The following is a 13778-nucleotide window of genomic DNA, read 5'->3' as shown; positions in this document are numbered from 1 at the left end:
ATCGGCCCGCCGGGAGCAGGCCTGCGGGCATGAAGATGCCGAGGCGCGACCACCGGCGCGGCACGAAGAGGGGCCGCTCCGCATCACCGCGCGACCCTCGCGGCGGCCTTGGTCATCGCGCTCGACGCCCCATGAAAGCCGTCCCATGAAAGTCGCCCCATGAAATCTGCTCGATGATCGTCCGTTCGCGTCCGAGCCTGTTCGACGTCCTGTTCACCCTGCGCGGATCGATCCTGCCCCAGGTCGCCCTCAAGGTCCTGGGAATCACCCTCGTGGCCGTGGTCGTGGTGGCGGTCGAGCGGCGCTGGCCCGAGGCATTTCCGATCACGGCCGGGGTCGGTCCCTTCACCCTGATCGGCCTTGCCCTGTCGATCTTCCTGAGCTTTCGCAACAGCGCCTGCTACGACCGCTGGTGGGAGGGCCGCCGTGCCTGGGGCGGCCTCGTGGTGGAGGCGCGCGGCCTCGCCCGGCTCCTCAACGCTCTGCTGCCCGGCGAGGCCGAGGAGGCCCTGCGCGGGCGCTGCCTGCGGCGTCTCTCGGCGTTCGCGCATGCCCTGCACGCGCAGCTGCGCGGGGGCGCGCCGAATGTGGCCGCCGGTCCCTGGCTTCCGGCCCGGGAGGCCGATGCACTGGCCCGGCATCCGAGCGCGGCGGACGCGGTGCTGGCCGGGCTCACCGGCGATCTCGCGGACGCCTATCGCCGGGGCGCCCTCACCGACGTTCTCCTCGCCGCCCTGGAGCACAAGATCGCCGCCCTGGCGCAGGTCCAGGTGGTGTGCGAGCGCATCCAGAACACGCCGCTGCCCTTCGCCTACACCCTGCTCCTCTACCGCACGGCCTGGGTCTACTGCCTGCTGCTGCCCTTCGGCCTGGCCGCCTCGCTCGGCTGGGCGACGCCGGTGGCCGCGGCCCTGGTGGCCTACACCTTCTTCGGACTCGATGCCCTCGGCGACGAACTGGAGGAGCCCTTCGGCCTGGCGCCCAACGACCTGCCGCTGGACGCCCTCCTGCACACCATCGACGGCATCGTCCTCGACGCTCTGGGCGAGACCGCGCCGCCGCCCCTGGAGCCGGAGCGGTATTTGCTGACGTGAGAGCCGGCTCACCCCACGATCCGGACTCAATACTCCCAGAAAATCCGCTGCAACTCCTTCGAATCCTGCGTCTTCGTGAGCGCCACGGCGGCCAGGATCTTGGCCTTCTGCGGGTTCAGGTCGTGGGCCACCACCCAGTCGTACTTGTCGTCGGGCTGCTCGGCGTTGCGCAGGACGAAGCCGTCGCCGACGCGCGACGAGCGGATGATCTGCACACCCTTGGAGCGAAGGTCCTTGAGGGTGTCGACGAGGTAGCCCGCCACCGAGCCGTTGCCGGTGCCCGCATGGATGATCGCCTTGGCGCCGCCCGCGACGGCGGAGGTGTAGGGCTCGGGGTGCATGTTGCCGGAGCCGTACACGATGGCGACCTCGGGCAGGCTGTCGATGGCGTCGATGTCGAACTCGGAAGCTGTGCCGTGGCGCTTGACCGGCGCGCGGAACCAGTAGGTCTTGCCCTCGACCACCATGCCCAGCGGCCCCCACTGGCTGAAGAAGGCCGAGGGCTTGATGTTGACGCGCTTGGTGGTGTCGCGCCCCGCCTGGATCTCGTCGTTCATGGTGAGCAGCACGCCCTTGGCGCGCGCGTCCTTGGCGCCCGCCACCGTGACGGCGTCGAGGAGGTTGAGGGCGCCGTCCGCCGAGATCGCGGTGGAGGGCCGCATCGAGGCCACCATCACGATGGGCTTGTCGGTCTTCACCACGAGGTCGAGGAAGTAGGCCGTCTCCTCCACCGTGTCGGTGCCGTGGGTGATGACGACGCCGTCGACGTCGTCGCGCTTGACCAGGGCGGAGACCTTCTTGGCGAGTTCGATGAGCTGCGCGTTGGTGAAGCTCTCGGAGGCGATCTGGAAGGCTTGCTCGCCGCGCACCTCCGCCACCTGCGCGATCGCCGGCACGGCGGCGATGAGCTTGTCCACCGGCACCTTGGCGGCCTGGTAGGTGGCGCTGTTGGCCGCGTCCGCGCCCGCGCCCGCGATGGTGCCGCCGGTCGCCACGATGACCACGCGGGGCTTGGCCGCGGCGGCGGGCGCCGTGGCCGTCGCGCCGGGCTTGGGTGGCATCGGTCCTTCCAGCGCATGCGCGGGGAGGGCGGTTCCGGCCATCAGGACCAACAGGGCGATCGGCGGGGTGCGGCGCATGGGGAGCCTCGGGTCGTTTCGGGAGCGCCATTGTGGCCCGGCCCGGCGATCAGGCACAGCCGAAAATCACGGCCGCCCCCGCCCATTGCCCGGGCAGGCGCGCGGTCACGGCGCGCCGCCCTTGCCTCCGGGGCGTCGATGCTGCGCAGTCGGCCCGGATCCGATACGCAGAGGCGACCATGACGATTGATCACATCGATCTCTCCCGCGTCGACCTGAACCTGCTGGTGGCCCTCGACGCGCTGCTGGCCGAGCGCAGCGTCACCCGGGCCGCCGCCCGCATCGGCATCGGGCAATCGGCGATGAGCAGCAGCCTCGCCCGCCTGCGCACGCTCTTCTCCGACGAACTCCTCACCCGCGCGCCCGAGGGCATGCGCCCGACCCCGCGGGCGCTGGCGCTGGCCGAGCCGGTGCGGACCCTGCTCCGGCAGGTCCAGGCCCTCGTGCGGCGGGACGACGCCTTCGATCCCCGCACGGTGACCCGCACCTTCACCATCGGTCTGCCCGACAGCGCCGAGGTGCTGATCGGCCCGCGCCTCCTCGCCCACCTGCGCGCGGAGGCGCCGGGCATCAGCCTGCTCCTGCGCTCCATCGACCGCATCCGCATCCTGCAGGAACTCGATGCCGACCGGGTCGATCTCGGCATCGGCTTCTTCACGGAGGGGCAGACCCACCACAAGCAGCGCCTGCTCTACCGCGACAGCTACCTGTGCGTGTTCAACGCCGACCTCCTCGGCCTGGCGCCGCCGATCTCCCTCGACGACTACCTGCGCTTTCCCCACGTGCTGACCAGCCTCAAGGAGACCGCGCACGGGGTGGTGGACGACGCACTCGCCCGCCTCGGGCGCAGCCGGACCCTGGCGGTCACGACGCCGCGCTTCCTGGCGGTCCCGTTCCTGGTGCGCAGCGCGCCCGTGCTGACCACGATGCACGCCCGGCTCGCGACCTTCTTCGCCGGGGCGCTCGGCCTCACCGTGAGCCCGGCCCCGGTGGATCTCGAGGATGTGGCGATCTCGATGCTGTGGCACGCCTCCTACGACGACGACCCCGCCCATCGCTGGCTGCGCCGGACGCTCCTGGCCCTGGTGGAGGAGCCGACCGGAACGATCTGACCCTGCGCGCCCCGCGACGCCGCCGCGGAAGCGGCACAATCCTGCGTGATCGTCCACGGTGCGTGAGGATTCGCACGAACGGGATTTGCCGGTGGGCGGGGCGCGTTACCGTTCATCAACCGTTCGGTGATTCCCTCCGACAGTGACGCTTCTGGATTCACACACGGATTTCGGGATCAAAGGAACGGAGCTATGAAGAACTCGCTGGTCGCGGCCCTCGTGGCCACCACGGTCGCCGTCGCGGCGATCCCGAGTGCCCAGGCACGCGATGGCATCAGCCCGGGCGGCGCGGCCGCCCTCGGCCTGCTCGGCGGCCTCGCCGTCGGCGGCGCCATCGCCTCCTCGCAGAACGACGGCGGCTACTATCCGGGCCGCCCGGTCTACCGCGCCCCGCGCCCGGTCTATGTCGAGGAGGAGGTCTGCCACATGGAGCGCCGCGGCTACGTGGACGCCTACGGCTACGAGCACATCCGCCGCGTCCGCGTCTGCGAATAGGCCGACGCCGGGAGGCTCCGGCAAGACATCCTCGCGCGGCGCTGCCCCGGGGACGAGCGATGACGAAGGGCTCCGCCGGTTCCGGCGGGGCCCTTTCGCGTTCGGCGCGCCCGCTGTCCGAATGGGTTCCGCCTGCCACGGCGTCCTTGAAGGGCGCCGATCGCAAGGCAACGCCAGGAAGCGATAACCGCGCTGCGGACCAGAGTATGTAATTGTACTTATTCTAAGATGTTGCGTGCCGAGCACGGCGGCATGAGATGCGCATGATGCTAGGGTTTGTTCGTTGACCCCTCGGGATTTTTAATCCAACTGACCGAAATTACATTCGGCCATAGGTCCACACGTGTCCCTTCGTCTTGCGTTTCTATTCGCGCAGCCGTCCCAAGGCGCTGCTCACCTGCGCGCGACCCTGCTCGGTTCGGCAGCCGCCCTCGCCGTCTGCGCTGTCGACCCGGCGGCTGCGCAGCAATCCAGCCCGCCGAGCGCCTCGAGCGTGACGCTGGAGACCCTTGAGGTCGTGGGTGATCGCCGCGGGGGAGCCACGATCGCCACCGCCGAGGATCCGCGCGGTCCCGTCGCCGGCTACGTCGCGACCCGCTCGGTCTCCAGCACCAAGACCGACACCGCGATCATCCGGACGCCGCAGGCGATCTCCGTGGTGGGGCGCCAGCAGATCGACGACCAGAAGCCGGCGTCGCTCGCCGAGGCGACGCGCTACGCGCCGGGCGTGCGCGGCGAGACCTTCGGCGCCGATCCACGCAACGACTGGTTCCTGATCCGCGGCTTCACCGCCCAGGAATCCGGCTACTTCCTCGACGGGCTACAACTGTTCACCTCGGCCTTCGCCACCTGGAAGCTGGAGCCCTTCGGCCTGGAACGACTCGAGATCCTGCGTGGGCCGAATTCCGGCCTCTACGGCGGTGCCAGCCCCGGCGGCATCATCAACGCGGTGAGCAAGCGGCCGCCGATCGTGCCGATCCGCTACGTCGAGACCGGAATCGACAATTACGGCAACGCCTATGCGGGCTTCGATATCGGCGGACCGGTGGATGCGCCCGGCACCGAGGGCAAGCTGTTCTACCGGCTCGTCGGTCTCGGCCGAGGCGGCGGCACGCAGGTCGACTTCGTCAACAACGACCGCTTCTTCTTCGCCCCCTCGCTCACCTGGAAGCCCGACGCCGACACCTCGCTCACCGTCCTCGCCCAGGTGCAGCGCGACCGCGCCGGCACCCAGAACTTCCTGCCCTACGAGGGTACGGTGACGCCGGCGCCCTTCGGCTTCATCAAGACCAGCCGCTTCACCGGCGACCCGGCGACGGATCGCCTGACGCGCAACCAGGACATGGTCGGCTACGAGTTCGAGCACCGCTTCGACAACGACATCAAGTTCCGGCAGAACGCGCGCCACGGCACCGTCACGGTCAATTTGTCGAACCGCTACGGCGGCGGTTACGCCACCACGCCGGCCGCCGGAGACTTGGCCCGGTTCGACTTCTTCACCCGCGGCGCGGCGGTGCAGAGCGACATCGACAACCAGCTCGTCATCCCGTTCCGCACGGGCGATTTCGGTCACACGGTGCTCGCCGGCTTCGAGTATCGCCGCTACCAGATCGACGACTACCAGGCCTTCGGCTTCGGCCCGTCGCTGAACCTGATCCGGCCGATCTACCCCAACACCCGCCTCACACTGGGCGCGCCCTACCAGAACGCGCTGATCACCCAGAACCAGTTCGCCGCCTACCTGCAGGACGAGATCACCCTCGGGAACTTCTCCCTGGTCCTCAGCGGACGGCACGACTGGGTCGCCACCGACAACGTCGACCGCCTCGGCGTCAACAACGCGACCCGGGACACCAGCGCCTTCAGCGGCCGCGTCGCCCTGATCTACAACGACGAATCCGGGCTCGCCCCTTACGTTTCCTACGCGCAGGGCTTCAACCCGACCGTCGGCCTCAACGGGGTCACCGGCCAGCTTCTCCTGCCCGAGCGAAGCGAGCAGACCGAGGTCGGCCTGAAGTACAAGCCCGCGGGCTTCGACGGCTACTTCGCCGCCGCCCTGTTCGACCTCACCCGCTCGAACGTCGTGACCACCAACCCGCTCAACATCCAGCAGGTGGTCCAGACCGGCGCGGTGAACTCGCGCGGCGCCGAGGTCGAGATGGTCGCCAACCTCGCGCCCGGCTTGCGGGCGGTAGCCTCCTACACCGCCTACGACCTCTCGGTGACCCGCGACCTGAACACGGCCCTCGTCGGCACGACGCCGACCAATACCCCCGAGCAGTACGGCTCGCTCTTCGTCGACTACACGTTCCAGAGCGGCGCCCTGCGGGGCTTCGGTCTCGGCGGCGGCGTGCGCGGCGTCGGCCGCTCCTTCGCCGACACGGCCAACCTCTTCCGCGTGCCGGGCTACGTCGTCGGCGACCTCGTCGCCCACTACGATTGGGAAGGCTGGCGCTTCGCCCTCAACGTTTCGAACGTCTCGGACGAGCGCATCGTCAACAGCTGCAGCACCGTCTCGGCCTGCTATTACGGCGAGCGCCGCCGGGTCCTCGGCAGCATCGGCTACCGCTGGTAATCGGCCGGCTCCCCGCGGGCTGAGTCCGCGGTGGCAGCCGCGTACGGTATGTGGTCGATGGCTTCGGTCGGCCAGCGGGTTCCCGCTCCCGCAGGGGAGGGACCCGCGCCGGAACCCGGACGACCGAGCGGAAATCCGGCTCAGAGCGGCTGATACGTGTGCTCCTCGGCCGGGAAGGCCCCGGAGCGGACCTCCTCGGCGTAGTCCTTCACGGCGGCCTCGATCTGGCCGCGCAGGGTGCCGAAGCGCTTGACGAATTTCGGCACGCGGTCGCTCAGGCCCAGCATGTCTTCGAGGACGAGGATCTGCCCGTCGCAGGCCATGGTGGCGCCGATGCCGATGGTGGGCGTGGTGATCTCGGGGGCGGTGGCGATGGCCCGGGCCACCGGCTCGACGATGCCCTCCATCACGATGGCGAAGGCGCCCGCATCGTTGATGGCGCGGGCATCGGCCATCAGGCGGCGCTCGCCGTCGGCCTCGCGGCCCTGCACCTTGAAGCCCCCCATGGTGTTCACCGACTGGGGCGTGAGGCCGATATGACCCATCACCGGCACGCCGCGCTCGACCAGGAACGCCACGGTCTCGGCAAAGCGCGCGCCGCCCTCCATCTTGATCGCGCCGGCCCCCGTCTCCTTGAGGACGCGGGCGGCGTTGAGGAAGGCCTGCTGTGGGCTCGCCTCGTAGGAGCCGAAGGGCATGTCGACCACGATCAGCGCCCGGGAGGTGCCCCGGATCACGGCCTGCGCCTGGACGATCATCATCTCCAGGGTCACCGGCAGGGTCGATTCCATGCCGTGCATGAGCATGCCGAGGGAATCGCCGACCAGGATGAAGTCGCAATAGGGGTCGAGGATACCGGCGGTGTGCGCGTGATAGGCGGTCAGCGCGATGATCTTTCGACCCTCGGCCTTGCGCTTGGCGAGGTCGATCGCGCGGATGCGGCGGGACTGCACGGCTTGCGACATGGAACTCCACCCGGCTGTCTCGGGCCGCCGGAACGCGGCGGTCCGTCTGCTGGTGGCGCCTCTATACACCGCCTCCGCGCCGCGCGCGCGGCGTGCCGTGACGGACCCCGTGCATTGTCGCGGCAACGCCGGCCGCGAGGCGCGCGCTGTGCAGGCCGCCGATCAGCAAAACATCCGTCGCATGGGGTTTCGGGGGATCGAGACCGGCGTCCTGAAAGTCTCGCGCCCGGGGCATCGATCACAGCGATGGCGTCGCTGTTCCGTGCTCTCGCGGGGCGTTTCCTCCCTAGACTTGCGGGCGCCTGCCGATGCCTTTCTTCCGCCACAACCGGACCGGTGTCAACTGCGGCCCCGCTTGCCGGCCTTCGGAAGGAACTTGCCGGCCGGTGAAGGAAAACGGATCGTTCGCGCGCGCAGGCGGGGGCGGGAACTTCGGCCCGCGCCCCCCCTCTTCGTCAGCGCTGCGCCTCGCCGTTCGCCAGCGCCGTCCAGGCGGAATCCTCGGGGATCACCGTGGTGGGGTGGCGTTCCTGCCAGCCCTCGATGCCCTCGGGGAACCAGTGCACGCGGGTGTAGCCCTGGAGCACCAGCCGCTTGGCCGCGTTCCAGCTGCCCCAGCATTCGGGGTGGCAGAAGGCCACGACGGCCCGGCCCTTGTCGCCCCCGGTCAGGTCCGCGACCCGCTTGAGGAAGAGCGCTTCGTGGGCGGGGTCGAGGGGCGCCGCGCCCGCATTGGCCATCCAGACCGCGCCGGGAACGGAGCGATGGGCCGGCAGCCAGGGCCGGTCGGCGGGAAGGCCCGCCGGGCGCCGGTCGGCCAGGGACACGTCGAGGAGGACCGGCCGGTCGCGGGCGATCAGGGCATCGAGGGCGTCGATGTCGATCACCGTGGCCCCCGACAGGGTCGCGGGGGTGTAGCCCCGCTGCGGCCCGGTCCAGATCCCGTCGGGCTCGGGCACGTTCACGGGGGAATCCGCCGGGCCCGCCGCCGCCAGCAGGAGGAGGGCGGTCCCAGCGGCCGCGATGCGGAGGAGCCGCCGCCTCATCGTGGCGACCCGCTCAGTTCGTGGCACTCGGCGCCGTGAAGCTGTGCTCCCAGCGGCCGTTCTGGTTGTCGGATGCCACCACCTTTATCGGACCCTGGCCCCCCGGCTGCAGGCCGAAATTGATCACCGGGTTCGAGGAGATCGAGATGTCGCCGTCGAGGGTCAGCACGGTCTTGTCCCCGCGCGTGATCGCGATCTTGTTGATGTAGCGGGCCGGCGTGTAGTCGCGGGTGATCTGGTTCATCTGCATGCCGCTGAAGTTCGGGTGACGGATCATCAGCGTCGCTTCGACCGGGCGGCCGGGCTGGGCTTCGGCGAACTTCAGCTTCATGTCGCCCATGCCCTTCATGGCTTCCTCGTCGCTCATGCCCATGGGGGCCGAGCAGCCGCCGGAGGCCTTCACGAACTTCGTCGTCTCGAAGAGCTGGCCGTCCCGGGTCTCCACCACCGCGTGGATGTTGGTGTAGTTGTTCACGCGCACGCGCAGCTTGATCTCGCCGGCATCCGCTCCGGGACCGAAGGCGATGTGGGCGGCGTAGGGCGACGGGTTGTCGTCGATGATGAGGTGGACGGCCGCGACCCGGTCCTTCTCCGGCATGGTCAGGGTGATCGGCACCAGGGAGGCGTCCATCGCCCGCACGGGCGCGTCGACCTTCACGAGGCTGTCCGTCGCCGTGATGGTCTTGTCGCCGAAGATGGACTTCTGGATCTCCTTCCAGCGCGCGAGCCGCTCGGCCTCGTCGTCGGAGGCCCCGGCGGCGTGCGCCGGGCTCGGCACCAGCGCCGCGCCGGCGGTCGCCAGGGGGGCGGCGAGCGTCACGGCCGCCAGGATGGAGCGCACGAGGACGGCGCGGTTCAGGACGGGTTTGGCGAGGGCATGGATCATGGCGTTTCTCCTGGCGGTCGTGATTCTTGGTTCTGTTTTCTAATGATGTGGCGCGCGGTGCCGCGCGGCTCAAGGCGGCGGCTCACTCCCACTCGAGTTCCTTGAACGCCTGGGTGACGTTGCGGCCGTGATAGGTGTCGAACAGGACCCATCGGTCGCGCTCGGACCGCCCGACGGTCTGGATCGCCTTCTCGATCGACACGTCCGCCGCGACGGCCTTGCGGGTCTCGTCCCGCAGGGTGGTCAGGTAGCGGGTGAGGTCGTCCATGGCGGGCGCGAAGTCGACCAGGGTCGGTCCGTGGCCCGGAACCGCCTTGGCCGCCCCCCGCGCGCGCAGGGCCTCCGCCTCCCTGAGCCAGCCCACGAGGCTGCCGTCGAGAGAGGGGATGCGGGTGACGAAGAGGAGGTCGGCGGGAAACAGGATGCCGCTCGCCGAATCGCGCATGGAGAGGTCGCAGTTCGTGTGCGCCACCCCATGGGCGGTGACGCGCAGGACGCGTCCGCCGAGATCGATGTCGGCTCCGTCGGCCACCTCAAGGGTCGGGTAGACCACGCTGCCGGCCCGGTCGGCGCCCAGGATCTCGGCCAGCCGGCCGCGATAGTATTCCCCGCGGGCGTCGAGGGCGGCGCGCAGGGCGTGGTGGCCCACATAGACCGGCTTGTCCTCGGCGAAGGCCGCCGCGCCGAAGCAATGGTCCGGGTGCACGTGGGTGAGCATCACGTGGCTGATCGGCTTCTCGGTGCGCTTCCGGATCTCCGCGCGCAGCCAGGCCCCGTCCGCGAGGCTGCCCCCCGATTCGGTGACGAGCACCGAGCGCTCGCCGACGACGAAGCCGATATTGGCGATGGCGTCGTTGTTCTCCGGAGTCGCCTCGGCATCGGGCCCGCGCCGGACGAAGATGCCGGGGCCGACCTCCTGCAGGGCGAAGCCCTCGGCCGAGCGTCCCAGCGTCGGCAGGCAGCACAGGCACAGGCCGCCGAACAGGGCGCCGCGCCGCGTCGTGCCCCCGCGTGATCGGCCGGCATCCGCCCGCATGATTTTCCTCCGTCCTTTTGTTCTACCAATGAGTAGGTAGATTTTTGCCGCCGTCAATGGCATAAGCCGGAATGCCGGCCACGGCGCCATCACGGACTCGCGTGCGGCCACCCACGGACGAGGGCGGACAGGGAAGATGACGGGACGATGAGGGACACCCGCGCCGAGCTGCTGCTGCAGGCCGAGACCCTGGTGCGGCGCCGGGGCTATGCCGGCTTCAGCTACGCGGACCTCGCCGAGACGGTCCGAATCCGCAAGGCGAGCATCCACCACCACTTCCCAACAAAGTCCGACCTCGCCCACGCCCTGGTGGCGGCCTACGACGCCCGCTACGACGCGGCGCTGGCCGAGATCCGGGCCGGCGAGCCGGACGCGATCGAGCGGATCGCCGCCTACGGGGCGCTCTACCTCGGCGGGGTCGAGGCGGGCCTGGGTTGCCTCTGTGCGGTCCTGGCGATCGAGGGCGACGCGCTGCCGGCCTCCCTGCGCGCCGACATCGCCCGCTTCTTCGAAAAGCACATCGCCTGGCTGGAGAGCGTACTCGCCGAGGGGGTGGCGGCCGGCAGCGTGCGCGTGTCCGCCGAGCCCGGGGCCACGGCCCGCATGGTCGTCGCCGCCCTCGAAGGGGCCCTCCTGATGGAACGCCTGCTGTCGGGGCCGGAGGGCTTTCGCGGAACCCTGGCGGCGCTCTGCGACGGACTGCGGCCCGCCGGGGTTTCATCCCACAGGACCGGGGTTTCATCCCACAGCACTGATACAATATAACAGGCCGCAGCGACGCCTCGCGCGCCATCGACGAAGAGCCTCCATGTCAGACAGCCCGAACACCGACAGCCCGAACGCCACCTCGGCGAAGATCCCCGTCACCGTGCTCACCGGCTACCTGGGGGCTGGCAAGACGACGCTCCTCAACCGTATCCTCACCGAGAACCACGGCAAGCGCTACGCCGTGATCGTCAACGAGTTCGGCGAGATCGGCATCGACAACGACCTCATCATCGGCGCCGACGAGGAGGTGTTCGAGATGAACAACGGCTGTGTCTGCTGCACCGTTCGCGGCGACCTCATCCGCATCATGGACGGGCTCGTGAAGCGGCGCGGCAAGTTCGACGCGATCATCGTCGAGACCACGGGGCTCGCCGATCCCGCCCCCGTCGCCCAGACCTTCTTCATCGACGAGGACGTGGGCGCCGCCGCCCGCCTCGATGCGGTGGTGACCGTGGCCGACGCCAAGTGGCTCTCGGACCGGCTCAAGGACGCGCCCGAGGCCAAGAACCAGATCGCCTTCGCGGACGTGATTCTCCTCAACAAGGCCGACCTCGTGGCGGAGGCGGACCTCGCCCGGGTCGAGGGTCAGATCCGGGCGATCAACCCTTACGCGAAGGTCCACCGCACCGAGCGCTGCGCCGTGCCCCTCGACCAGGTGCTCGACCGCAACGCCTTCGACCTTTCGCGCATCCTCGACATCGAGCCCGACTTTTTGGAGGAGGGTCACCATCACCACCACGACGACGACATGCAGTCGGTCTCGGCCAAGATCGACGGCCCCGTCGACCCCGAAAAATTCATGCCCTGGATCTCGACCCTGACCCAGGTCCAGGGGCCCGACATCCTGCGCTGCAAGGGCATCGTCGCCTTCCCGAACGAGCCCCAGCGCTTCGTCTTCCAGGGGGTCCACCAGATCCTCGACGGCGACCTCCAGGGGCCGTGGAAGGACGGCGAGCCCCGGGTGTCCCGTGTGGTCTTCATCGGCCGCAAGCTCGACCCGGCGGAGATCCGCGCCGGGTTCGAGGATTGCCGGGCGGCCTGATCGACCTCAGGCGGCCTTCACGCCAGCCAGGAACGCCGACACTTCCTGCCCCAGGTTCTCTGAGTAGCGCGACAGCTCCTTCGCGGCGCCGAGGACCTGGGTGGCGGCGGCCCCGGTGGAACTCGCTCCGGTCCGAACGGTCTCGATGTTGCTCGTCACCTCCTGGGTGCCCTGTGCGGCTTCCTGGACGTTGCGGGCGATCTCCCGGGTGGCGGCCCCCTGCTCCTCCATCGCAGCGGCGATGCCGTTGGAATAGGTCGACATGTCGGCGATGGTCCTGCCGATACGGGTGATGTCGGACACGACTTCGCCGGTCGCGTCCTGGATCTGTCCGATCTTGGTCCGGATGTCCTCCGTGGCCCGCGCCGTCTGTCCGGCGAGTTCCTTGACCTCCGCCGCCACCACGGCGAAGCCACGGCCCGACTCGCCGGCGCGCGCAGCCTCGATGGTGGCATTGAGCGCGAGCAGGTTGGTCTGGCCGGCGATGGTCGAGATCATCGAGACGACGTCGGTGATGCTGTCGGCGACCTCCGTCAGCCGCTTCACCGTGGTCTCGGTGCGGCGTGTGTCCTCGACGGCCTGGGTGGCCTTGGTGGAGGACTGGCTCACCTGGGTCACGATCTCCTGGATCGATGCGGACATCTCCTCGCTGGCGGCGGCGACCGTATGGACGTTGGCGGAGGTTTCCTCCGCCGCGGTCGCCACCGTGGTGGCCTGACGGATCGACTGGTCGGCGGTGGCCGAGAGCGACTGCGCAGTGGCCTCCATCTCGGTGGCGGCGCCGGCCAGTCCCTGGGTCAGGGCTGAGACGTTGGCCTCGAACCGCTCGGTCAGGTCGCTGAGGATCTCCGCCCGGCGCATCTTGGTCCGGTTCTCCGCCTCCTGCTCCGCCGCGAGCCGGCGCGCATCGATCGCGTTGCGCTTGAACACCTCGAGCGCGCGCGCGAGCAGGCCGATCTCGTCCTTCCGATCGGTGCCCGCGACGGTGATGTCGAGGCCGCCCGCGGCGAGCCGGGACATGGCGGCCGTCATGTCCTTCACGGGCCGCGTGATCCCCACGATGACGATGGCGACCGCAATGGCCAGCGCCGCCAGGAGGCCCACGACGGCCGAGCCGATCAGCAGCATCGACGCCGAGGAAGCGCGTTCTCCGGCGCGGTCGCTGCTGGCCTTCAACTCCTGATCGATCGTCGCGATCCGCTGCGAGATCTGCTCGCGCAGTTTCGCGCGCATGGGAGAGGCCTCTTCCTGCGCGATCTTCATTCCGGTCTGACGGTCGTTCTTCAGGCCGGCTTCCGTCGCGCAGGCGAGGACGGCGAAATAGGCGTTCACCGCGTCCCGAAGCGCGGTGTTCGTCGCCACCCGTTCCGGCGTGTCGGCCAACTTCGCGAGGTTCGCCTGGGCTTCCAGCGTCGACTGGATCGCCGCCTCCTGCTTGGCCGTGTAGCCGGCCATCTTCGCGGCGCCCGTCTCCAGCAGGATGTTCCGGTTCTGGATGGTCGCTTCGGTGAGGCCGATCTGCAGGTTGAGAACATGGCGCTGTCGCGCGGTCTGGACGTTCACGATCTCCTGCGTCTGAGCGCCGATCATCGCCATCGAATGGCGCGCATAAGCCACGAG

The 13778-nt window shown here is 69.6% G+C and carries 12 protein-coding genes; 6 read left to right on the top strand and 6 right to left on the bottom strand.

The window, feature by feature from the left end; genetic code table 11:
• Positions 1 to 173 precede the first annotated feature (173 nt).
• Positions 174 to 1094, top strand: coding sequence for a bestrophin family protein (locus tag K2X24_RS03570; protein ID WP_292494705.1), 921 nt, complete (start codon positions 174 to 176; stop codon positions 1092 to 1094).
• Positions 1095 to 1120: 26 nt separating this feature from the next.
• Here the strand turns inward: K2X24_RS03570 and K2X24_RS03565 are convergent, their stop codons facing one another.
• The gene (locus K2X24_RS03565) at positions 1121 to 2155 is read right to left on the bottom strand and encodes an asparaginase (RefSeq protein WP_292494744.1); all 1035 of its coding nucleotides are present in this window, start codon (positions 2153 to 2155) and stop codon (positions 1121 to 1123) included.
• 257 nt (positions 2156 to 2412) lie between these two features.
• Here K2X24_RS03565 and K2X24_RS03560 point away from each other — a divergent pair, with 257 nt between their 5' ends.
• The 3 genes from K2X24_RS03560 to K2X24_RS03550 all read left to right on the top strand — a co-directional run bounded on the left by K2X24_RS03560 (position 2413) and on the right by K2X24_RS03550 (position 6415).
• Positions 2413 to 3345 (top strand): LysR family transcriptional regulator, encoded by a 933-nt coding sequence (locus K2X24_RS03560; protein ID WP_292494703.1) that lies wholly within the window; start codon positions 2413 to 2415, stop codon positions 3343 to 3345.
• Positions 3346 to 3537: 192 nt separating this feature from the next.
• Complete coding sequence (locus K2X24_RS03555) at positions 3538 to 3840, top strand: hypothetical protein (RefSeq protein ID WP_238280241.1); 303 nt, start codon at positions 3538 to 3540, stop codon at positions 3838 to 3840.
• Between the two features lie 343 nt (positions 3841 to 4183).
• Entirely contained in the window at positions 4184 to 6415 is a 2232-nt protein-coding gene (locus K2X24_RS03550; RefSeq protein WP_292494700.1) for a TonB-dependent siderophore receptor, read from the top strand.
• A gap of 140 nt (positions 6416 to 6555) precedes the next feature.
• On the opposite strand, the gene panB is transcribed toward K2X24_RS03550, so the two are convergent.
• The 4 genes from panB to K2X24_RS03530 all read right to left on the bottom strand — a co-directional run bounded on the left by panB (position 6556) and on the right by K2X24_RS03530 (position 10348).
• Positions 6556 to 7380: a 3-methyl-2-oxobutanoate hydroxymethyltransferase gene (panB, locus tag K2X24_RS03545; protein WP_238280239.1), complete on the bottom strand. Its 825-nt coding sequence runs from the start codon at positions 7378 to 7380 to the stop codon at positions 6556 to 6558.
• Between the two features lie 455 nt (positions 7381 to 7835).
• Complete coding sequence (locus K2X24_RS03540; RefSeq protein WP_292494697.1) at positions 7836 to 8426, bottom strand: rhodanese-like domain-containing protein; 591 nt, start codon at positions 8424 to 8426, stop codon at positions 7836 to 7838.
• A gap of 13 nt (positions 8427 to 8439) precedes the next feature.
• Positions 8440 to 9312, bottom strand: coding sequence for a quinoprotein dehydrogenase-associated SoxYZ-like carrier (locus tag K2X24_RS03535; protein WP_292494695.1), 873 nt, complete (start codon positions 9310 to 9312; stop codon positions 8440 to 8442).
• 82 nt (positions 9313 to 9394) lie between these two features.
• A complete protein-coding gene (locus K2X24_RS03530) occupies positions 9395 to 10348 on the bottom strand; it encodes a quinoprotein relay system zinc metallohydrolase 2 (protein ID WP_292494693.1) in 954 nt (317 codons plus the stop codon).
• A 147-nt stretch (positions 10349 to 10495) separates the two neighbouring features.
• Here K2X24_RS03530 and K2X24_RS03525 point away from each other — a divergent pair, with 147 nt between their 5' ends.
• Positions 10496 to 11113: a TetR/AcrR family transcriptional regulator gene (locus K2X24_RS03525; RefSeq protein WP_292494691.1), complete on the top strand. Its 618-nt coding sequence runs from the start codon at positions 10496 to 10498 to the stop codon at positions 11111 to 11113.
• Positions 11114 to 11156: 43 nt separating this feature from the next.
• Positions 11157 to 12158 (top strand): GTP-binding protein, encoded by a 1002-nt coding sequence (locus K2X24_RS03520; protein ID WP_292494689.1) that lies wholly within the window; start codon positions 11157 to 11159, stop codon positions 12156 to 12158.
• Positions 12159 to 12164: 6 nt separating this feature from the next.
• Here the strand turns inward: K2X24_RS03520 and K2X24_RS03515 are convergent.
• Positions 12165 to 13778 (bottom strand): methyl-accepting chemotaxis protein (locus tag K2X24_RS03515; protein WP_366934429.1); only part of this gene is annotated, 1614 nt, incomplete at its 5' end.

The organism is Methylobacterium sp. (assembly GCF_019750675.1).
GTDB lineage: Bacteria > Pseudomonadota > Alphaproteobacteria > Rhizobiales > Beijerinckiaceae > Methylobacterium.
The sequence above is the reverse complement of the archived record's forward strand: the minus strand, read 5'-3'. Positions and strand labels throughout refer to the sequence as shown.